We start from the raw sequence: 24482 nt of genomic DNA, 5'->3' as shown, positions 1-24482 counted from the left end.
GAATACAAAGGAGAAAAAGGGCCGTTTGTAAACGGAACAGTCACTGTAAAAGGCTCAGTTGAAGAGACAAACCTCGAAAGCGTAGTAATGGAAATCTATGCTGGAGGTGAGCTGAAGGAAACAAGAAACCTCGGAAAAGTCTACTCATTCAGTCAGGCGATTGACACGACAAAGCTTTTAGACGAAGTTTTGCTCGATGTAAGAGTTACGGCGACAGACAAGGTCGGAAACAGTGCAACTTATTCAACTCTCAGCGCAGCAGATTCAGAATACAAAAGTCTCAAAATTTCACAGAAGACGGATGAGCCTGTAATCACACTGAACAACGCAAGCATCGAAGGATTTACAGAAAAGGACGGCAACGGCAATATAGGCACAGAAAAAGGCAATCTGTTCGGAGTAATCTCGAACAACAAGATTTCAGTATCAGTTTCTGACGACGACCTCATAAAAAGCGTTACGATGAAAGTTTACAACGAAGCTGGGGATGAAATCATCGACCCGATAACAAAAAAGGATATCGGAAAATCAACCTACAGCGCCTCTTTTGCACTTCCGTCAGACGAAGGAGTGTACAAAGTTGAAATTATTGCGGTAGACGATATCTTATCGACAGAGCTTTCAGGAGAAAGAGAAGCGAAGACATCTTCGACAGGAAAATTCTATGTTGCAGTTTCTGCGGGAGCGCCGACAATAAGCCTTGATTCTGTAAAAACCTACCTGACGGCAACCCCTTCATTTACAGGAATAGTTTCGAGCACACAGGCAAGTGTCAGCGCCAAATTCACGAAAGCAAACATTGGCGGCGAAGATGTCGACGAAACAAAACTTTCAGAATACACAAAAATGCTCAGCCAGCCAGGAGCAAATACGAAAAAATGGACAGTTTCTCTCAAAAACGGAAACTCGCTTGAAAACGGAAAATACACGGTTCGCTTTACTGCCTCAAATAAATATGGCGAATCAAACTCTTCGGAAGCGGAATTCACGGTAGACAACGAAAAACCTGCTGTAAAAATAACAGAATACAACTCGATTAAAAACGAAAACGGATTTACAGAACCGCAAAAGTTCCATCTCAATCCGATGAACATAAAGACAATAAAAGGAAGTTGCGCCGACAACGAAAGCGGAAGCGGAATCGACAGCGTCTACTATTACATTGGCGACAATACAGGAAAAGACACTCCTTCAACAGAAAACGGCTGGCTTTTGGCAACGCTTACAAAAACAGAAAGCGAAACAGGCTGGACGATTTCTCTTACGGACTTAAATGTTGAAGAAGGGAAAAATTATTCAGTTCATATAAAAGCAACAGACAAGGCTGGAAACATAAGCGACGATAACAAGACTATCACTCTTTATATAGACTCAACACTTCCGACAACAAGCTTAACAGGAACAAATCTTTTTGATTCAAATGGAGATTCTGCACCGCAATTAAAGAGCGACGGAAGTTATTACTATGCAAAAGAAAGATTTTCGCTCGGCGGAACAATAACAGAAGAAAAACTTGAATCTATAAATATAAAAATAAACGGAAACAGTGCAACTCCTCAGTCTGAAAACGAATGGACATATACACCAGAAGTAGAAAAGGACGGAACATACACATATAAAATCGTTCTTACAGACCAGGCTGGAAACCAGAGCGAATACAGCATAATCGTAACTTATGACACCTTATCTCCAGCGGTTTCTGTGACAAGCCCGGCTGCAGGCGACAATACAAAAGACGGAATAATCACAATTTCAGGAAATGTAAGCGACATAGGAAGCGGCGTAAAAAAAATAAAATACACGATTAAGGAAGATCCTGAATCTGAAACTTCAGAAAAAATAACAGGCGAACAGAAAATTTCAGAATCAGGCGAATGGAAGTTTGAAAATATCGAAATCCCTAAAGATAAAGAAGGAAAATATTCTCTTGTCGTAGAGGCAGAAGACGTTCTCAAAAATTCAGGAGCTGCGCCAAAAGTCGAGTTCTATTACGACAAAACTCCGCCAAAGCTCAGTGCAGAAATTCTTGACAAAGTGTTGTTCACCCATGAGAAATATAGTGTCTACGGCTCCGCTACATTTAACATAAGGGCTAGTGCTTCTGACACTGTGTCCGGAGTTTCGAGTGTTATTGCAAATTCGACAACGACACTCCAAAAAGGCGATGACGGCTCTTATACAGGCACAGTTGTTGCAAGTCTGAAAGAAGACGGAACAACGTCCATCTCGATTGTCGCAAGAGACAAATATGAAAACTTAAGTACAGTAGAAATCAAAGATATAATGGTTGATATTACTCCTCCAACAGTTACAGTTTCGGAATATCCTGAAAAAGCGACAAAAGGCAGTTTTGATTTAAAAGGAACAGTTTCTGACAACCTCGGAATTGAAAGCGTTGTCATAACAGATTCCCTTGATTCTTCAAAATCTTACACTGCGACAGTTTCACTCGACGGAAACTGGTCTGTAACATTAACGCCATCATCAAGCGCAACAGGAGAAAACGAGACAAAGGACGGCTCTCACACTTACACCGCGACCGCAAAAGACATAGCCAAAAACACTTCAACTGCAACCTGCCGAGTTACAACAGATACTACAGAGCCTTACTGGTACACAGACAACAAAGACTCAAAAGTGCCTTATGTAAGTTCAAAAGAAAGCTCAGAAAAAATCACGGTTGGCGGTGTTGAATACAGCTTGTACAATTCAACATCTCTGACGGTTGCGGCAAAGGCAAAGGATAAGACAACAAACGTTGAGCACCTGCTTTACAATTTGAACGACGAAAAAGACCCTACATCTGCGACTGCCTGGAAACCTGCGGACAACGGAAACTTCACCATAGAAAACCTTGAGCAGGGAGTAAATTCTCTTAAGATAAAGGCGGTTGACGAGGCTGGAAACGAAACTTCAGAAGTTACGCTTTCATTCTTCGTGGATTCTATTGCGCCAGAAGAGCCTGCTTTAAAATCTATTGACGGCGACAGTGCCGAAAACTCAATGACGGATTTTGCTGCCCAGAATAAGCAGAAGCTTGTAAACGGAAAAGAAGATGTTACATTCACTTTGGAAGCTGCAGATGACACTTCAAACAAAGAAAACTCTTACAGCGGAATTGCCTCTGTTGAGCTTACAAAAATCGGAAACAAAACTCTTTCCCCTGCAATTTCCGGAACTCCTTCTTCTCAAGAAAACGGAAAACAAGTTTATTCAATTACAGTTCCGGCGGACAAGCTTGCAAGCGGTTCTGCAACAGTAACTGTAAAAGACAAGGCAGGAAACTCGACAACGCTTGGAATGTTCAACTTCCTTTTGGACAACAAGGCTCCAGTTGTTTCCCTGGCTTCTCCATCAGACAAGGTAAATAAGACTATCTCTTTGAGCGGAAGCGCCACCGACAACCAGGAAATCGACGAGAGCACGCTTAAACTTGAATACAGCACAGACAAAACAAGCTGGACACCACTTTCGAGCGGTAATGCCGGCGAAGAATACAAAGCTGACATCTCGGATTCTGTAATAAGCGTGACAGGATTTGACACAACGAAGTTTACAGACAACTCCACTGTCTACGTAAGGGTTGTTATAAGCGACAAGGCGAAGAATGAAGGAGTGTCAAAAGAGATAGCCCTAAATATAAACCAGGATTCTGACCGTCCGGTTGTAAAGATAGACAATCTTGCAAGGCTTAAAGACGGAACTTTCATCCTCAAGTACGGAACAAACGCGCAGGTTACGGGAACTCTTTCCGACGACGACTCAACGGCAGGCAAAGTGGTAGAGGACTTTGTTATTTCAGAAAGCCCTTACGACGGAAGCGGCAGTGTAGAAAACCTGGCGAAAAAATTCAATCCGACTACGGGCGACTTTACGTTCGAGCCGAAAAACACAGAAGACGGAGCAAAGACACTTTACTTCTATATAAAAGACAACGACGGAAGCGAATTCTACACAACGGCTTTGACAGGCACAGATTCCAGCGGACAAACAACATATCTCCAAAACCCGAAACTGTACCTAAAGACAGAACCACTCGAGGACACTCTTGCGACAAAGGTTTTTGCTTATAATTCGGATTCAAACAGTCCGACAGTAACAGCAGGAAAAGGGGTTCTTTATTCGGACAAAACAGGAACAAATGTTGCAACAGACGCAAATGGCGAAAAATTCGATTTTAATAAGTCAAATTCAACTCTTAACACAAGTTTTGTTGCTGGTGGCTCAGAAAGAAGATTTGTAAAATTCCAGTTTGAAGCAAATGACGCAAGCGGAATTGACGGAATGACGTTTGAACTGTTTGATGAAGCCAATAAATCTGTTCTAAAATTAAGGACTTCTGACTCAATAACAAGTACCAGCGGATTTACAACAAGCGGAACGATAGAACAAAAACAAAATGATAAAACAACTTCAATCTGGACAACAGATATTGTAGATTTAGGCGCTATGACCACAGCCCAGTACACTGCAAAAATTGTTCCTTACGACAAGGCAGGGCTTGCAGGAAACGGCTCATACTCATTCTTCATAGACAATTCTGCTCCAGAAATCGTAATTCGCTCCCCAATAAGCGGAACAGAAGTTACAGGAATAGTAAGTATTGGAGGAACCGCAACCGACACAGGAAGCGCAGGAACTGCAAATATTCAATGGCTCATTCCAAAAAAAGAATATGTAACTATTGCAAATACAAAAACAGGCACAGAAAAACTTGAGTACCTGAGAAACTTAAATTGGAATGGTGGCGAAGACTCTCTTGCAGCAACAGCGACACTTACTTCATGGCAGTTTGACTTTGACGGTAAAAACGATGATGCAACTTCCAACACAGAAAATTTTATTTTCAAAGGCGGAAACCCAACTCTCGACACTTATGATTCTTCCGATTTTGCAACAGATATAACAGACGGAATTTATGCTCTGCCAGTTTATTTTATGGCAACAGACGCAATCGGAAATTACTCGATTTATGAAAACTACGCTCTGCGCCACAACCCTGACGGCGACAAACCAAAACTCGACTTCCTCTATCCGACGGTTTCAGATTATGGAAATAGCCAGAACTATGTTGTTCTTGGAGGTATAATCCGTGCAACAGGAAGTGCGATAATTCCAAGCGGAACAACTACCGTAAAATCTGTTTATTATCAGATTGCAAGCGAAGAAGGCTCTTTCTCAGATTCTGACAAAACAGAAGCCTCAACAAAATATAAATACACTGTTCTAACAGCTTACGATATTGTAAAAGAAATAACAGGAACAGATTATTCGACAAAAGCAATAGATTCTTCTATGCTTAAAAAGTTTGGATTCTCAACGAAGGCCGAAATGGACGCCTGGTGGGGAATTAAGGCAAATGGAACGGCCGCATGGAACATTATTCTTAACGAAAAAGGAGAACTCAATCCAAAAACAGATGGTTCTACAACGAATATAAAAATCCGCACCTGTGGCATAAATGCTGAAGGAAAATTCGGTGCCTGGACAAGTGTTGACAACGTAATTTCAATTCATATTGATGATAAAGCGCCAGTAATCAACAGCATTTTAAAACAATACGAAAATGAAATCACTTCAAATCCAGCAGAACTCCCAGCGTATACAGCAAGTCAGAATTACGTTTCTGATATGTTCTTAAGAGGACAGTGGTATCTTGAACTTACTCTTCTAGACGAAACAGAAGTTACAGGCTACTCAGTTCAAAAAGACACAAACACGATTGCAGAAGGAAGCGGATATTATGTTCAGAGCAACGTTGAAGACAAGTCTATAAATAAAAAAGGTTGCAGACTCTACATTCCTATCGATAAGAATTCGGATTCTGTTTCGTACACAATTTCGGCAAACGATGCAGAACACACTGCAACCCAAACATTCTCTTTTAAACTCGACAACACAGCGCCAACACTCGAAAGCCTTACAGGAAACGGACAAGACTTGGCACCAAACGGAATTATCGAAGATTCAAACTACGTTTACACAGTAGGCGGAAAATCCGAAGATTCAGGTTCCGGAGTAGAAAGAGTTTTGTTCTACTTTATGAGAAAGTCAGGCACAACAAAAACTACGATTGCTAACGAAGTTCTTCTCGACCCGATGATTACAACAGGCACGGACAAAAGCAAAATTGCACTTTCTACTTTGACCGAATTGCCAGTTAAGCAAGGAGAGCACACATTCTATCTGTATGCAAAAGAACAGACTTCAAGCGCCACTAAGGACACGTTTACACTTACCTCGGCAGATTCCCACATTAGAACTGGCGGACTAATCTACATTGACGGTTTGTATAGAAAAATTACAAAACTTGACAGAACAACAGCAACATTTGAACCTGCAATGTCCGAGGCAAAAACTTCCGTAACCGCATACTTTCCTATTGCTCAGGTTATTGACAACACAGCCACCGAAAAAGTAGAAAGCAATTCAGCAAATCCATTCACTTTTGAAAGCGGAGATGACGGCGACGGAATGCCAGAAACATTCTCAAAAACAGGAACAACATGGACTTGGGACGCAACAATTCACTCTTACAATATGCCAGACGGTCCTGTAACCCTTGTAATGCTCGCATTCGATGCTGCAGGAAACGTAAACGGAACAAGTTTTAACCTTACGATTGCAAACAATGCTCCACGACTTGCAAAAGTTTGGCTTGGAACAGATTTGAACGGCGACGGAAAATATACTTCAGACTCAACACTCGAAGAAATTGTTGAATACAATATTCTGAAAGCAGAAGGAGGAATAGAACAAAAAACTTATACTCTCGACTTTACAGAAACAGTTTCGGGCAAAGACAGCACGTTCAAATATCCAGCAGGAAAATTCACGATTAAAAACGGACTTGCCGTTATACCAGAATTTACCGGCGGAAACGGAACAATCGGTATGATTCCAAACTTGAGCGCGACTAACGCAGATGCAACAAAAGGAACGGTAAAAGAAGCATCTGCAAGCGATACGACAAGCACTAATACAGAAAAAACGCTGGGAGATTTAAACGGCAAATTCTCCGCCCTAAAACTCACCGCAAATTCAAAAAACAATTCAGTTTACGGATTTGTAATGGATAAAGGTGAACTCGGAAGTGACACAGCAGAAAAAGGAATAAGCTTTACATTCTGGGACAAAACCGAAGAAACAACACAGGGAACAGACAGCCAGTATTCGGTACTGTTTGTAAAGAATTTTGTGATAAAGCAAACTGACAGTGTTCGACCAAATTCGGTAATTGATCCTTTTAGCTGGAATAGCATTACAGACAATTCAATTTATGACTCAGCAAAGGCAGAAACATTTACAGATCTCAAAGGTCATATTGAACTTGAAAGTGACTGGGAAAAAGTTTCTGAAACTATTAAGAAAAACCTTCCGGCTGACTTAAAAGATAACGACCCTAAAGTTTCTGGAAAAATCAGCATCTGCGGTTCTGCTTATGACGACGCCCGATTAACTGCACTTTACGCAGTAATTGATGGATTTACGTTCAAAAATGGAACTACTTTGTCTACAACAGTGGTTGCTACAACAGAAGATTCGGATTCTGTAGAACGAATTATGGTCGAACTTGCAACTTTTGAAAAAGGTGTATGGACTATAAAATCAGGCGACATTGATAATTATGGCTGGAAGTTTTCAGTTACTGACGGTGGACTTGACCAGTCAGGTCACAGAGTAACCTGGAAGCTCGACTGGGATACAAGCAAAATTGAAACTGTCACAGGAGTTAATAAAATTATCGGTTTTGCTGCAAAAGATGCCGGTAACAACTATAGTTGGCAAAAAACATCTACAGCAACTAAAGACGGCAATGAAATTTTGGATACAAGCGAAACTGTTTATAACAAAGCCACATATCGGGTTGACGTTGTACCGTACGTAGTCAAGGTTGAAACAAAACTTTCAAAACAGAAAAAGACAAATTGGTCTGTTTACAACAGATCAGCAAGAGGGCATTATCCTGTTCAGACAATAGTAAACAATGTCCAATCCGGAATTCTTAAGACAACTACTTCAGAAGATGTAATTCTTCACGGCTTTAACTTAAACGGAAGCAACATTGTTATAAAAGACAAGGACAATTCTGCAATTTCAGTAACAGCAGAAGCACAGACAAGTTCTACTTTATCTCAGATAAATTTCAATGTAGAAAAACTTGCTTCTGGAGAACTGAATGCAACAGTAAATGGAGTAAACATCATTAACAATTACAATAACAATGATGCAATGGGTAGCGCAACTGAAGCTGGAACAGCAAATAAAAACATGTATAACCGACAAGGAAACGGAGATACAAACAATATCCTCACGGACGACCTTGTGTTTGATGTATGGGAATTTAACGACCGTGCGGCAGTTCCAATAAACGGTATGGCAACAGGCGTTCAAATGAAGGTTAATCAAGCCACAAGAATGCTTAACTTTGCATTTGCAAACGGAGGTCTGTTCTACAGTATGGCAGATGAAACTTATTCAAGCCGTTACTGGGCTGGTGACTGGGATACATTCGCAGGACCTAGCGTAGGATTTGCCGTAGACAGTCTTGGATACACATATTCTGTAGCATCTGGTGGCGATACTAATAACGGAGGTTCTGTAGATAAATATGTATTTTATACAGGACGATGGGGAATTGGTTTACATGACACGGGAGGAACCTTAAACGAAAAAAACCGTCATAATTTTAATGCACGACGTTTGGAAGAAATTGCTTACAAAACTGGTGAGGGAACATTCGATTATTCTCTTATGAAGTACAGATACCTTTCTTCTGAATTTGCAACTTCTGTAAGCGAAAATACTACGAATCTCTACCTTGTAAATTACGATGCTTTGACAGATGAAATTCGCTTTAGAGCAGGCTCTTTTGCAAATACAAGCGTTCCAAATAATGGTGGCTTTGTCGACGAATATAAAACTGGCAATTCAAGTTATTACAGTACGAACAACTGTCAGATAATTGCAAATAACTCTCAGACAGGAGGAACTTTCCCTGCAAGCAACGGAACGACAACTGTTTCTGCAATAAACGGACGTGGTGCCGGTCAATATGTAGATATTGCTATTGCAAAAAACGGTTCAACCGATGTAGCCTGTGTTGTATGGTACGATGCTTACGACAACTGTTTAAAATATACGTATTATCAAGATCCAATCAGCAATTGGTCTAATCTTAAAGGCGACAGAACTGCTAGTGGCTGGTCTACACCTGTAACAATATTTGAAGAAGGTGGCGAATACTGTCATATTGAAGTAGATAAAAACAATCATATCCATATTGCAGCTTATGCTGGCAATGGCGATGTAAAATATGCTTATTTGGACAACTTTAATTCTGCTTATAGCGAAGCTGAAAATTCTTGTACGGTAGATGCCTCTGGAGCTGTTGGTGAACATTTAACTCTTGATGTAGCAATTGATGAAAATGGAAACAGCATTCCTTATATTGGATACTTTACAGCGGCAATTAAAGCTCCAAAATACGCATACCTTGTAGACACAACTCATAAAAACAAAGTTCCAGCAGGAGTTGATGATAACGAACGCTTTACTGGAGCTTGGGAAGTAACAGTAGTTCCAACTCCTAGCAGACCAACTACAAACCGAGAAGATAAAATCAACATCGGTGTATTTAAAAAAGACGGTGTTTTAACCTGGTCTACAACAGATGGACAAGAACCTGCTAATAACAATATTGGAACAAGTTACAGTTACAGCAAAACAGGCGATTACACATCTTCTGAAGAAGAAAGCAAGTGCTATGGCAACGGTTCTAAAAATGCAGTCTTTGCTTACCAGATTTCTGGTAGCACAGGCTCTTGTATCGAAACCGCACAAATGCGTTAGCTCATTAAAAGCTAAACTTTAGCCCGGATCGGAACGGCGCGAAGCGTTCAAAAGGCGGAAAAACTTTCCGTCTTTTGAATGGAGCGTTAGCGAAACCGTGCAGAGCCGGTTTTTGATTGTGGTGCGCTCCTGAAAAAATTAAAGAACGTGGAGTTTTGAATTTTCCAGGTTCAAATATGCTTTGTCGCCGGCTTTGTAAATTTTGTGGGCACGCGGATTGTAATCGTTTATTTTTATTATGGTATTGTCCGCTTTGACCTGATAATACTGGTAAGCGCCCATGAAAGTTGAAAAAACAACCTCGCAAGGAATGGCGTTTCCTGAATCCGAAAGCTGGACATTTTCTGGACGCAGGACAATTTTGCACAAATCCCCGACAACAAGATTTCCGTAACTTTCGGCTTTTACGTCAATGCCGTTTACATCTACGACAACATTTTCGCTGGAAACTGATTTTACTTTTCCTGAAAGAAAACTTACTTCGCCAATAAAATCTGCAACAAATTCACTTTTTGGACTGTAGTAAATTTCTTGCGGTGTGCCTTTTTGCGCGATTTTGCCATTTTTCATAAGAATAATTTCATCGGAAAGGCTCATGGCTTCGCTTTGGTCGTGAGTTACGTAAATTGCTGTAATTCCGAGTTTTTGCTGAATCTTTCGGATTTCTGTACGCATTGTTACACGGAGTTTTGCGTCAAGATTAGAAAGCGGTTCATCAAAAAGCAGGACGCCGGGCTGCATTACGAGAGCCCTTGCAAGAGCTACACGCTGTTGCTGCCCTCCAGAAAGCTGGTTTGTCATTCTTTCTTCCATTCCAGTCAGTTCTACAAGGTCAAGCATGTCAAAAACCTGTTTTTTGATTTCTTCCTTTGGAAGTTTTCTGAGTTTTAAGCCGTAGGCAATATTGTCAAAAACGTTGTAATGTGGCAAAAGCGCATAACTTTGAAAAACCATTGCCGTATCACGCTTATTTGGCATAAGTTCATTTATTGCCTTTGAACCAAGATAAATTTCGCCATGGTCAGGACTTTCAAAACCTGCAATCATGCGCAGAGTTGTAGTTTTTCCACAACCAGAAGGTCCTAAAAGAGTTACAAAACTTCCCGGTTTTATATCGAGGGTAACATTGTCAACAGCGGCAAAATCCTTTTTTGTTTTTGGATCCTGATAGATTTTTGTAATATTTTCGAGTTTAACGCCCTGTGGCTCTTTTCTTTCCATAATTTACACCTCTTTTGTCGGTTTGCTTGTTCCCAATTTTCCAAGAACAAAATTCATTATCGTGATTGCTACATAAGTGATTACGATTAAGATTGTTGCGTAAGCACAGGCAATTCCGTAATTTCCTTTTTCTGCATGTTCATTTATTCGTACTGTAATCAAAAGATATTTTGGAGTTACAAGAAGAATAATTGCCGAAATTGCAGTAATCGAACGCACAAAAGTTGTTACAAGTCCGCTGATAAAAGATTCCTTGATAAGGGGCAACGTAACAGTCTGAAAAACCTTTGCACTGTCTGCACCCATATCGTAGGCCGCTTCTTCAATTGACCGGTCAATCTGCCTTAAAGCCGCAATTCCCGAACGAGTTCCGATTGGAAGCGAACGGACGATAAAAACAATTACGAGAATTGCTCCTGTACCGTAAAGACTCGACAAAATTCCGGAATGAAAAAGTCCCGAATTGTAACCGCGGATAAAACCAACGCCAAGAACAGTTCCCGGAACAGCCATTGCAAGCATTGCAACAAATTCCATAAACCCTTTGGCAAAGAATTTTCGCTTAACGACAAGATATGCAATAATCATAGAAAGCAAGGCCGTAATCGGAGATGCAATTGCAGAAAGAAGCATTGAATCCGTAAAAACACGATAGCCCTTATTTTTAAAAATATATTCGTACCATTTTAGAGAAAGATGGTAGTCGCGTCCCCAAATTTTAAAGAGAGAACCAAAAGGAACAAGAATATACATGGAAATTACAAAAACCGTCAAAAGCGTACATATTGTCACCAAAGGAATTCTTACGCTTGAATCGGTGATTGCAGCCCTTCCCCTCGTTGCCTTTCCAGTCAAAGTAGCAACAGACTTTCTTTCCAGCCAGTATTTTTCCAGAATAAAAAGTCCCATCGAAATTACAAGAAGAACAACAGCCATTGCAGTTGCTCCAGATTTATCATAAGCGCCAGTCAGTTGAAGATAAATCGAAGTTGCCAAAGTATCAAAGTTGCCACCAATAATCATTGGATTTGCAAAGTCCGCTACAGATTCAATAAACGAAACCAAAAAAGCATTTCCGATTCCTGGAAGCAAAAGCGGAAAAGTAACCGTCTGAAAAACCTTGAACCTGCTCGCACCCATATTTCGGGCCGCTTCTTCAAGAGACGGATCAATGTTTTTTAAAAGTCCTTTAAGCATCATGTAGCAGACAGGGAAAAAAGTCAGAATCTGAACAAGAGCAATTCCGCGCCAGCCGTAAAGCTGAGTATTATTCATATTAAAAAGTCCGCGAGTAATAACACCAGTCCGTCCAAAAAGCAGAATTGCGGAAAGTGAAAGAACAAAAGGCGGAGAAACAACAGGAAGAATAGACACAACGCCAAAAAGTTTTTTTACGATTTTAGAGCCAACATCAACGTAAGAATCAACATAGGCAAACAAAAAACCTATTACAGTAGAACCAATTCCCGAAATCAGACCGAGCCAAAGCGTATTCGAAATGGCATGGCGAAAATTCGTCATCTTAAAGATTTTTATAAAATTGGCAAAACCGATAGTTTTTAAAGTCGTTCCGTTTATATTTTTTTCAACAACAACACTGTCTGTCAAAAGAATAGCCAGCGGATATAAAATAAACAGGAATAAAAAAAGAAAAATCCCGATAATTGCAGCAACAAGAATAGGATCTGCAAGCAGTTTTTTTCTGTCTAAAGCTCGTCCTTGTGATTTTGGCATTTATTTTCCCATAAAAAGTCAAGATAAAAAGCAGAAATTCAAATCTGGCCACCAAAAAAACGCATTTGGTTTATAACTTTTATGCGTCTTCTGACAGCCAGACCTTTCAAAAATACAAATAAATTACTTTGTCTTTACGCGGTCATCTTTTGAAATTACTTCAAAGAATTCAGCATAGTATTTTGGACCGTTAGTTTTTGCATCATCAAAGTTGTAGACCATAGTTTCAATCTTGTCCAAACCGTTCTTAATGGCAACTTCAACCGGTTTTGCGTTGTCGATAACCAGGAACTGATAAGAACCATTGTCCTGTGCAAGGTTTACACAATCTGGAGAAAGCGCAAATTCGATGAATTTTTTTGCATTGTCAAGGTTTTTAGCTCCCTTAAAGATTGCAGTTGCCCCGATTTCGTAGGAAGTTCCAGAAGAAGGAGACGTCATTCCAATGTTTGTGTAACCGTTATTTACAATCTGATAGACAACGTCGTGCAAAAATCCAATGCCGATTACAATTTCGCCAGTTGGAACAAGCTTTGAAGGACCAGAACCAGATTTTGTGTACTGACAGATATTTTTGTCGAGTTTAGCAAAATAATCCATAGCGGCTTTTTCGCCCTTGAGCTGAACCATCGTATTTACGATAAGTTTACCAGTTCCGGCAGTATTAGGGTTCGCAAAAGAAACAAGACCTTTGTATTCAGGCTTTAAGAGGTCGTCCCAATCTTTCGGAGGCTCAAGTTTTAAGCGCTGAAGTTCTTCCGTATTCCAGAAAAAGCCCAGAATTCCGCGGTAAATACCAAACCAGTTGTTATTAGCATCTTTAAACTGCTTACCAACAAGATGACTTGCATTTTTCGGCTCAACAGGCAGCAAAAGTCCTTTAGCCGCAGCTTCGTTGTAAGGGTCAGTAGTACCACCAAACCAAACGTCAGCCGAAGGATTTCCTTTTTCTTCTTCGATTTTTGTAAGAACTTCTCCAGTCGAAAGTCTCTGGAAAGTCGTTCGCACGCCAGTCAAAGATTCAAATTTTGCACAGGCAGCAGCAAGATATTCTTCTTCGCAAGAACCGTAAACAACTAGTTCGCCGGCATTTTTAGCATTTTTCTTGTCACCACACGACATAAACGAAAAAGCCATAGCCGAAATACAAAGCAGACCTAAAATTTTTTTCATAAATCCTCCAAAAAGCGCTGAAAAAACACAATTTCAGCAAACAAAACAGTTTCGCAAAAAGCAAAACCAACAAATTTCAAAAATCGCCCGCAAGCAACTTTCTGATTTAATTATACGACCGAAATTTTTAATTAGCAAACAAAAGAATTATCAATAAAAGAATAAAAAGAAGGCGCACAAATTATGCACAAACGGCTATCCGAGGCTCCGGCGTCACAGCGCCTGCGGTGCAAGCACCCGCAAAGCGGCCTCTACTATCCGGCGCACAATTCTTTACAAAAAAAATACCGGCCTCCTTTTTTGCAGAAAGCCGGTATTAAAAAAGACACTGAAAATAATGTTTGATGATATTATTCAGTTTTTAAATATGCGGTTTCAAACTGTTTTGACTTAAAGGCAATTACAGAAGCAACTGTTGCAGGAGTTGCTGTTGATGTTTCTATCTTTCCTCCATTTTTAAGTGTGTCTGTTTTATCATCTTTCCAGCCTATTTTTCGGCCTTCTATGCTAATTTGATTCTCTGAAACTGCATAATGACCTGTTCCCATTGAAGGAATAATCATGTAATCCCAAGAATCACTAAGACTGCTTTGCGACAATATTGAAGAGTCATAAGTTGGAGGTACTTTTCGAACTGCATATTTTACAGCCTGTGCTGTTCCAGCACTGTTTAGGTATGTCATACAAGGAATTGAAATTTTACTTTTTTCAGTTCCTGTTTCAATTATAGAAATATTTCCATAATCAAGAGAACCTGTTTCATCAACAATTTCTGGAGCATTAAAGTTATAAGTTGTTCCCGAAATTTCTCCAAAAAGATAACACAGCTGACCATCTTCGTTTTTGAACATTATATGGATATTGTTATTCGAGTCGATTCTCATCGAAACAGAGCCGGAACAACTATAAGATGTTACTATTCGATTCCAGCCAGAAGCTAAATTAGGTTCTTGGACTGAAGCTTTTGCAATTCTCAGTTTTGATGAACTATCATCAAAGTAAGCAACAACAGGGTAACCATTAGAGTCAACATCAACATCAGCAGAAGAACCAGAAGAGCCTTCATGAGTTGCATCACTTTCAGTTATCGAATCAACTCCAACAACATTCAAATCTCCCCCATAAATCGTTGCTCCATGAATACTATGAGTTACAGCTCCAGACCAAGTATATGTTCCATTTACACCATTGTCAGGTACACCTGTCAATTTTCGCAAAGAAGTTTTATAGTTACCAGCTTCCAATTGCATAAGAGCAATCGTATCACCAACTTTTGGGAAGTAATCAGATTGTAATTCTTTTGTAGTTATAGATTCCTTCGTAGTTGCAGAAAGTCGATTGTTACTAGATGCATAACGTTGCGTGCTGTTAGGAGCAATAAACAAAACATTCGAATATGCCGCAGTATTAGTTCTAGCTCCACCTATCCATACAGCATTCTTTTCTCCTGCAGAAAGTGAATTATTGTCTTTTGCATTTGCATTTGCAGTCCAATTGTGAACTCTATCCTGACCTGTATATCCGCCGTCAAGAACAACCCAGCCTACAAGACCTCCAGCCTTACCATTTGTGCGTTGTCCCGCTATTGTTGTACCATATTTCGTACTAGATGTATCCACAACAGAATACCTAAGGCTCTCTGTAACAGTGTCATACCAAATATTATGCAAATAGTTTCCATACCTTACAGACTTAGGTTTTGCAAACGAACCTAATCTATGGGTCATATCATAATTCGAAAGATTATAATAAGCAGTATAGTTGGAATCGTCCATTCTATAACCAGGATTTCCTGTTACTTGAACTTTCAGCCCATTATAAACAGTACCAACTGATATATCAGCCTTTGTAACCTGTATTGCCCCCATTCCACCTACAATTTGAGAACTAGAAAGTCCTGACATTGAATAAGTACCACCATAACCTTGGTGCTCTGGAATAAATGCGACACTTGCACCACCAGAAGAGCCTTTTCTGTCAAATCCAATACCTGTATAAGTTGCAGGTTGATCATAATTACGGAATATTGGAGTTGCTGGGGCATTAACACCATAGCTGAACATAATATTAGAGTTTGATTGTGCCGCCCAAGAAGCATATAAATTACCACTTGCATCGGCTGTCATTACTGGGTTCTGCAACTCTGCACCATTATTAGTTTCATTAAAATAATTTCCCAAATTCCAAACTTCAAAATATCTGTCATCATTTGCCCAATATTTTGTTGAGTTTCCACGCATCGCATAAGTTTCAGCATTGTAGCCGTTTTCACCAGAAATTCCGTTTACCAGCGCATTTCCTCTTATTGCAGGATTATTGCCTGAATTTGAGTTGTTTACGCTGTCAATATTTCCGCTCGTAACTTTCAACGCTCCGCTTTGAGCCGGAACAGTCATTTCAAATGAATACAAATTATTATTGCCTGCCACTGGTGAAACTTCTTTAGAACCGCTTCCAACTGACCATGTTGCGCTTTCTCCAAAATTCCAGCCATAAACCGTTAAAGACTCGCCTTCTGCAACAGGATAATGACCAAGTTTAGAGCGGTTTATGTTGCCATAATCTGAATGGCCAGCCGCAATTTCAGAATTTGTTCTTTCAACTTTAGTTATATACGGCACAACATTTACTAGATAATATCCTGTAAATGCTCCGCTTGAAGTAGCGTCAGTGCCTGCGTCTGAAGAAAGATTTTTTCCTCCGCTTGCAGCTTTATTTTGGGTTGTTGTTACAACAATTTGATTCTTGCCATTTACAAGTTTTGAAGTATCAAGCAAAAGAGTCCATTTTGCACTGTGTCCATTCTGGGTCAAACTATTGCTAGAAATTGAAAGAACATAACCGTTATCCGCAAGAGTTGCAATTGTTGAATCTGAATCGCTAACAGTTCCATCAGACCATTCTGCAGAACTTGCAGTATAAACGGCCTTTGTTTTTATAGAACCAACTAAAACCGTTACGCTCTGCATAATTTGGTCATCTGAAATATCACCTTCAATTTTTATCGTGCCTGAAACATCTGGAGTATTTTTAATATCAATATGACCGATTCTAGTGCTTCCATAATAAACAATTGAGTTGTTTTTACTTGTATTATACTCAGCAGGCTTAGCAGACTCAATTTCTCCATTCCAATAGAACGGTGTGATTGTTCCTGTCGGAGCCACATCGTCGGTTATATCAAAATAAACAGGAATATTTGCAACTGTCCATTGATAGCCGAAATTTGAGTAATGCGTGCTGCTTGAATCTGCTAGCTTAGAAGCTGTTCCTTCGGCTATTTTGTTGCCGTCTGTCTTATATCCAGAATCTTTATCACCTGTAAATCCGTAGACTTCTGAAGAATCCCAGAAAGAAAGAGCGATTGTGCCGGTATTATCTTCTTTATTGAAGCGAGCCGTCATATCAGAAGCTGAAAGAGTCAGGTACTTCAAGACATTATTACGGCCCTCAGTTATGCCAGCAGTTATGCTAGCAACTTTGTCGTTTGAATTAGCAAGCTCGCCGTGTAGATTTTCTGTAGAATTCCAAGTCGGCTCTGATTTTGAACCTATGACAGCATCATAATAAACACTTCCCTGTCCTTCGTGTCCACCGACAAATTCTGGAGCAACAACAAGGTCTCCTGTAACTTTAAAGTAAGCCTTTTCGTTTGTCTTGCCGTTCGTATTAGCAGGAATCTTAGAATTAAAGTCGTAAATATCTGTTGCTAGAGTTACAACTTCCTGTGATTTTCCATTGTCATCCAATGCGCTGAATTCTTCAATCTCGTTTGAAGAGTAAGAACCGTCACCGTTCAAGTCAGTTGCAAGATGAACTTTTGCAAGACGTGGGGCGTGGTTTGAAATCATCGTTCGTGTTGTTACGTCGTTGCTTACGTTTCCAGCAGCATCAATTGCAATCGCATGAAGAACAATAGTTCCGTCTGCAATTGAGTCGCTTAATAAACTTGCAGTACAAGTCCACTTTGCTCCCGATTTTGCAACAGTCTCAACAAGTCCGTCTCCGTCATCATTTCCTACAGAATAAGTTCCGTCTTCTGACCAAGCAGAGTTTTCAGATGTTGTTGTCTTGTAGTTTACAGAAAGCGAGTAAGGGAATATTGCGCTTTTTACGTCTTGAGCTAAAGTTCCATCAAATGTAACAGTTGAGCCAGAAACAGTCTTGATATTGTAATAGCTTCCGTCAATTTTTATGATTCCACCTGCGCGGATAAATGAAATGTCCGCAGAAGAACCAGAAATTTCGAATGTGTCAGATTTTGCTTTTCCGCTTCCAGCAACACTAACTCCAGGAATTCCGTCGGTCAAAACAAAATCTTTTCCTGTGGTTTCCACCATGTTCCATTTGTCGGCAGAACCGCCCGCAAACGGAACGTAATATTTTCCTCCGCGCTCAAAGAAGAAATTAAGACTTGCCATGCCTGAAATATCATCTTGAACAACCGAAGAAATTTCCGCCTCGCGGTTCGTATTGTAGAGTTTTCTCATATCAAGATTTTCGCCACGGAACTGAACTGCGTTTACAGTCGGTGCCGTATTGTCAACAGTGAATGAGTAAGTCGCAGATGTAGAAAGAGCAGCCTTTGAGTTGTCGACAGTGCGGACTGTATAAGTTACAGTGCCTTCAGTGCTTAAGTCGAGAGGAATTTTTATATTGTAATTAGAATACTTTATTCCCTCATAAGTTATCGAATCACCTTTCTTTTCATTTGTCCAGCCAGTTACAGTCGCAGTTGAGCCGCTGCTTGCTTTTGCTGTAACTGTAGTTTTTTCGATATTGATTCCAGAATCTTTATCTTCAAGAGAAATATTTAAATACCATTTTTCGCTTACAGATTTTGAAACGTACATATCAGAAGAATATGAGCGGTTTCCTTCGTCATTTGAAACATAAAGAGTTGACAAACCGATTTTCGGAGCGTCGTCATCAACGCGGAATTTTACAACGCCGTTTGAACCGGCATCGCTTGTCGCACTTCCGTCAGACCAAAGACCGGCAATGTTTTCATTGTCAACCGCGCAGGCGCGGACTTGCCAAGAATCTGATTCAGTCTTAGTTTGAGGCAACGTAAATGAACCGTTCCAGCTTGTAGTTCCGCTCAATTTTACGCCCCACCAGTCAGGATCAGAAGAAGAAATTGCTCCACCTTCGTTGAAGTTCAAGTCAGAAGCAGAATAAATTGTTTCTTTATTATTCGCAGCAAAAAGATCCTTGTCGGAAGCGTCAAATTTGCCGTCACCGTTCAAGTCAAACTGAATGTAAACCGCAGTAACATTGTTGTTGTCTGTTGCAGTTCCTGCAAAATCTGCGCTTGTGCCAAGAATAGTTCCTGTTTTTGGCGTTGTCACAAATGCGGTAGGCCAGTTTGCGTTCGGATTATAAGAAATTTCATACTGACAAACAGAAACGTTTCCAAGATTATCCATCAACTTGAACCAGAATGGAATAGAATAAATATATCCGTTTTTTGAAATAGCATAGGCGGAGTTATCTTTCTCATAAGCTTCTGTATATTGAGTAAGCTGTCCGCCATTGTCGCCGATTGAAGAGAATACAAAACTCCACAATCCGGCTGTAGAGCCTTCTTTCAAGTCGCCTGCAAAAGTCGTATCAGAATAATTTGTAACAGATAAAATTCCATCCACGTTTGTAGTAGCAAATTCTGCAGTTGATTTTTGAGCAGCGGTTGGAACGGCAAACTCAACGCTTATAATTCCAGAGCCACTTCCGTCCTGAGCAATTCCCGAAATTGTAACATCGGAAGTGCTTATAGTGCCGAGCACAGGTGTTGTAACATTGAATGTGGCAGGCCCTTCATTGTCGAGCGTGAATACAGAACTTGCGTTTCCGCTCTGGCCGCTCTTGTCTTTTACAACGACAGAAACATTGACATATCCTAGTTTACCGCCTAACAGTGCAGCCAAGTCGAAAACATTTGATGTCGCAACAGCAATTTTATTTTCATCTGCATTTGTAAATGTCAAAGTTTCGCTTGCAGAACTTTCTATCGTCAAGATTCCGCTTTCGATTCCAATATCATCGCTCGCTTCAATCTTGAACTTCGCATATCTTTTTTCTGTTCCGCCGACAATAGTTCCAGCGGTGAATGTCTCAAACTCAGAATAAGTTCCATTTTCGGAATTTGAATAGGCGATTTTTACAGAAGATACTTTTGGAGCCGTTCCGTCTGATGTGTAAGCAAAAGCGCTGTCGCTAGGAAGCGCAGTTCCGCTTCTAACCTGAATTTTCGGTTCGGTAAACTGCTTGTTTGTGTTTTTTCCTGTATAGAAAATTCCACCGGCAGCATCTTTTATATAGAAGTAAAGTTCTTTTTTTCCATCTGTCGTTATTGAAGGCTGATATGTAAAGTCGTTTTCACCTTTTTTCCAGACAAGTTTTGCATTTTCTGCCATTGATATTGTAGGATTTTCATCAGAATCTACAGTTATCTGAGTCTCGAAAATCATAAATTCGGCAATACTTCCGTCATCATCAGAAAGAGTTCCTTCAATTGCCGCGTTTTCGCCACCTACTAGCCAATATGAGCCGTCAGATTTTGCTGTAAGATTTGTAATTTTCACAGTAGGAACGTCTCCGTTCAAATCAACAGGAATTTCAACAAATCCATCAGAGTTTGTAATCTTGCCGTCTTCGAAGTTTGCATTTTCCGCCATATCTGTTGCGGCAACAAGAACGTAAAGACTTGCTTTTCCTGTGTAATTTCCACTTGAATCAACGGCATTTTCCGCAGCAGAAAGTGCATTAAAGTCAAATTCTTTTGACCAAGTGTAAATTGCGGAAGCGTCTGTAATTGTCTCGCCAAGTTTTGTGTAATCGCTTAAATTATCAGATTTTTTTGTTGAATAGTAGAATTCAAGAGATTTTAGAGTTTTCGCCTCGGTGATTTTTCCTGTAATTGTCGAAGTTCCATTTACAGTAGAAAGCGCAACATTGTTTAAAACAGAAGGAATTGTAAATCCAACCGAAGGAGCATTCGTGTCAACTTCAAATGTGAATATTTTCTGCAAACTTCCTTTTCCATTGCCAGCCGTATCTGTCGGAGTCAAAGCTACAGAGCCGTCTTTTATGCTTGAAGCAGGAATAATGAGTTTCCAAGATTTTATGTCTGTTTTTTCAGTGATTTCTGAGTAAGAAACAAAATTCAAAGAGGAAATTTCAGACTCGCTTGCAGAAGCCGGAAGCTCTCTTGAAGAGTACTCAAAAGACGCATTAGTTATTTTTGTGCCGGCAATATTTATTGAGTCAAATTCACCAACGCCAGAAGCCGTATCGCTTACAGTTCCATAAACCGTAATATCCTTCTTTTTGTTAGAAAGAACACTTCCGCTCGCATCTGCAAAAGTTACACCGTCAAAAGTATAATAAGAACTTGCAAACTCAGGCGCAGTAGAGTCAATTCTAATCGAATATGTTTGTGTCGCGCTCTTGTTTCCAGCCTTATCAACTGCGACAACTTCAAGAGTATGAGCCGTGCTGCTTTCCGTAAATCCGCTGATTGAAGTTTTTACTGTCGCCTTGCCATTTGAATTGCTTGCAGTCGCGCTCGCAGAATTTTTTGTAATGTCGCCAGAAACAACGCCCGCGTCAGCAGAACTTGACGGATCAAGCCAGAAATAAACAGTGTCAACGCCGCTTCCACTCTCGATAAATGCGGCTGTAACAGACAGTGTTTCGTCTTTGAACCAAGAATTAAGAACTTTTTCTATTGTAGATGTTCCTGCAACGCTTGAATTTTCATTATCGAAAACTGGCAATACAGAGTCTTTATAATATTTAAACGTTGCCGAAGAAGTCTGTCCCCAGCGGTCTTTTGCTTTGTATACTGTGGTGTAACCGTCGCTCGTATTATCCGAAATCGAAGAGATACCTATCGTATCGTTTATTGAAGCTATTCCGTCAGAAAGAAAAACTTCTTTTTCATAATTTCCGCTTGCAGAATTTTCGCCGTCTTTGCTGTAAACTGCGCTCAAAGTAATTTTTCCGCTGCCATCGCTTACAGTTCCCACAACACTTACTGGAGTTGAAGTTCCGTTATAATATCCGCCGTTAGAAGTCTCAATCTTTATAGAAGGCGCGCCCGAATCAACTGCAAGTGCAAAACTTTTATTTATAGAAGAAACCGTAGTTTCACCTTTTGTATCTTCAATAAAGATTTCGATTGTATAGCCACCCTCAGTTGAAGGCAGTGCATGATTTAGGCTATAAGAGGTTGAAGTTCCGCCTGTTAAAAGCTCCTTCGTTGTTGCAGTTCCATTTTCAGGAGTAAGCGTAATTTTTACAGTCTTTATTCCGTCGTCATCGGTAATTGTGCCTTTTAAAACGTTGTTTGAGCTTACGCCGAAGATATTTTTCTCGCCGTCATTGATTGCGCCAAGAGTTATTATAGAAGTATCAGCATTTGTAAGAGTTAAGACAGGAGTGTCAGTGCTTTGGTCAACATTTATTGTTCTTTCAGCCACAGAAGGATTTCCAGCGGCATCCTCGGCAAAAACTTTAATCGTATAAGAAGCATTGTCCGCAAGTTTTGTTGTATCAAGAACAAAATTCCAGCTCTTATAAGTTCCACTCAAAGAATAATCACCAGAAGCAATGAGATTTTCAACAGTCTTCTTTACGCCTGTTGAATCAGAAACTTCTATTGAAAAAGATTTTTCAGCAAGTGCCAAGGTGTCGGAAGCAATACCCGTAACAGTGATTTTTCCGTTCACATATTCTTCGTTTTCTTTTGTTACAGTCGGGCTAATGCCGCTTATAACAACATTTGGAGCTGTTGTGTCAGATTGTATCGTAATACTTGAAGACTTCTCGTTTCCAGCCTTGTCTTTTGCCTTTACGGTGAAAATATTTGAACCGTCCTTAACAACAGACTTGTCGATTGTAAAACTGTATTGTCCGTTGGTATTTGATACTGAAACTTTGTCTGAAAGACTTTCGTTATTATTTAGAATAGAAACAGAAGCAATTCCGCCGTTATCAGAAATAACTGAAGAAATTACAAAATCGCCTTTGTTGTTTCGACTTGCAATATTAAAGCCATTAATCTTAGCGCCATCCAAAGTTGCGCTTAAATCGCCAACAACAGGCAGCTCATTATCTGGATAAATTGAAATATAGTCTTTTTCCAAATTGCCAGTTTTGTTTCCAGCGTTATCTACAGCAACAACATGAAAAATATACTCAGTTGAGCCGTCTTTTGTCGCAAGCCCAGAAAGCATATCGCTTGAAACAACCGCCGTCCAGTTTCCTCCTGAAGAAATTGAAGCTGCATTCCAGCCGTTAGCTGTAGAAGGCGTTTCATTTTCCGCAAGCACTCCAAGTTTAAAGAGAACAGATTCAACACCGCTTACGCTGTCAGTCGCAGTTCCTTTTATCGTGTATTCGTTCGATGGAATCACATGGAAATCAACTTTTGATGTAACACCACCGCTAGGAGCATTTGAACCGTACTGAGTAATTGTTAAGGTTGGAGGAACATCATCAACCGTAAATTTTGTAGTCGCAGTTGACGATTCTTTGTAAGCATTTGAAGCTGTAAAGAGAATTTTGTAATTGCCGTTTGGAAGTTCATTAACAAGAGAAGTCCAAGTTTTGCCTGAAGAAATAGAGTCATTATTAACCGTAATAACCGCAGGTTGAAGGTCAAGCTCCGCATTTGAGTCAACATCAATAAATTTGGCTGAAACAGTTGCTTCGCTAGAACTTACAGAACCTGAAATTTCAGGATTTTTCGGCTGATATTCTTTTACCGAATTCAGTGTGATTACCGGCGCTCCTGCGGAAACCGCGATGAAGAATTCGCCGGTTGTGCCTTTTCCATATTCGTTTTTAGAAAGTTCAGTCTCCACGTAGTCATAAGCATCAATACAAATCTTATAGACTCCTTCTTCGGAAGGAAGAGCATAAGAGAGATTGTATGTAGATTTATTTACAGGAAATTCGTCAGCTAAAAGCTGTTTTCCGTCTTTGTCATAGACTGTAACATTTACAGACACAATAGAGTCATCATCGCTTACAGTCGCGGTGAGTTTGTTATTCGTAATCGTTCCGAACAAGTTTCCGTTGTTCGCATTGATGCTTTTTGAATCTGTTTTAAATTCATCTGAATTGCTTGCATTGTTCAGAGAGATTTTTGGTCGGTCTGTCTCCTGCAAAACCACAAGATTGCGGTATGAAGAATCAGTCAAAGAAGAATATGTTGTCTGGTTTCCGACCTTGTCTGTCGCCGTAACTTTTATTTCGAGAGACTTTTTGTCTGTGATTTTTGAATTTGTCGTGTCAACTGTCTGGCTGAATGAGTAGACTTTTCCTAAATTTAGAGTATCGGTCGGGTTGCCATAATTATCTGTCCAATAAGGAACCGCGCTTCCATCGACAAAAATCTGCATTACTACGCTTTCGAGGTTTGTCTCCTCTACAGCTCCCTTGACCGTGATTGTTCCGTTAACGTATGTATTTGATGAAGAATCGTATTCGCTTCC

General features: G+C 40.1%; 5 protein-coding genes. 1 reads left to right on the top strand and 4 read right to left on the bottom strand.

The annotated features are described in order from the left end of the window. The first annotated feature begins 87 nt into the window (after window positions 1-87). Window positions 88-9852: an Ig-like domain-containing protein gene (locus tag ACT6XC_RS08410; RefSeq protein WP_443741477.1), complete on the top strand. Its 9765-nt coding sequence runs from the start codon at window positions 88-90 to the stop codon at window positions 9850-9852. Window positions 9853-9990: 138 nt separating this feature from the next. On the opposite strand, the gene ACT6XC_RS08405 is transcribed toward ACT6XC_RS08410, so the two are convergent. From ACT6XC_RS08405 to ACT6XC_RS08390, 4 genes are all read right to left on the bottom strand, one after another. Further along, a complete protein-coding gene (locus tag ACT6XC_RS08405) occupies window positions 9991-11073 on the bottom strand; it encodes an ABC transporter ATP-binding protein (protein ID WP_443741476.1) in 1083 nt (360 codons plus the stop codon). Window positions 11074-11076: 3 nt separating this feature from the next. Then, window positions 11077-12807 (bottom strand): ABC transporter permease, encoded by a 1731-nt coding sequence (locus tag ACT6XC_RS08400; protein WP_443741475.1) that lies wholly within the window; start codon window positions 12805-12807, stop codon window positions 11077-11079. Window positions 12808-12930: 123 nt separating this feature from the next. Next, window positions 12931-13980 (bottom strand): ABC transporter substrate-binding protein, encoded by a 1050-nt coding sequence (locus ACT6XC_RS08395; protein ID WP_288583235.1) that lies wholly within the window; start codon window positions 13978-13980, stop codon window positions 12931-12933. A 350-nt stretch (window positions 13981-14330) separates the two neighbouring features. After that, window positions 14331-24389: an Ig-like domain-containing protein gene (locus tag ACT6XC_RS08390; RefSeq protein ID WP_443741474.1), complete on the bottom strand. Its 10059-nt coding sequence runs from the start codon at window positions 24387-24389 to the stop codon at window positions 14331-14333. Window positions 24390-24482 lie beyond the last annotated feature (93 nt).

Source organism: Treponema berlinense, from assembly GCF_052273165.1.
Lineage (GTDB): Bacteria > Spirochaetota > Spirochaetia > Treponematales > Treponemataceae > Treponema_D > Treponema_D berlinense_A.
The sequence above is the reverse complement of the archived record's forward strand: the minus strand, read 5'-3'. Positions and strand labels throughout refer to the sequence as shown.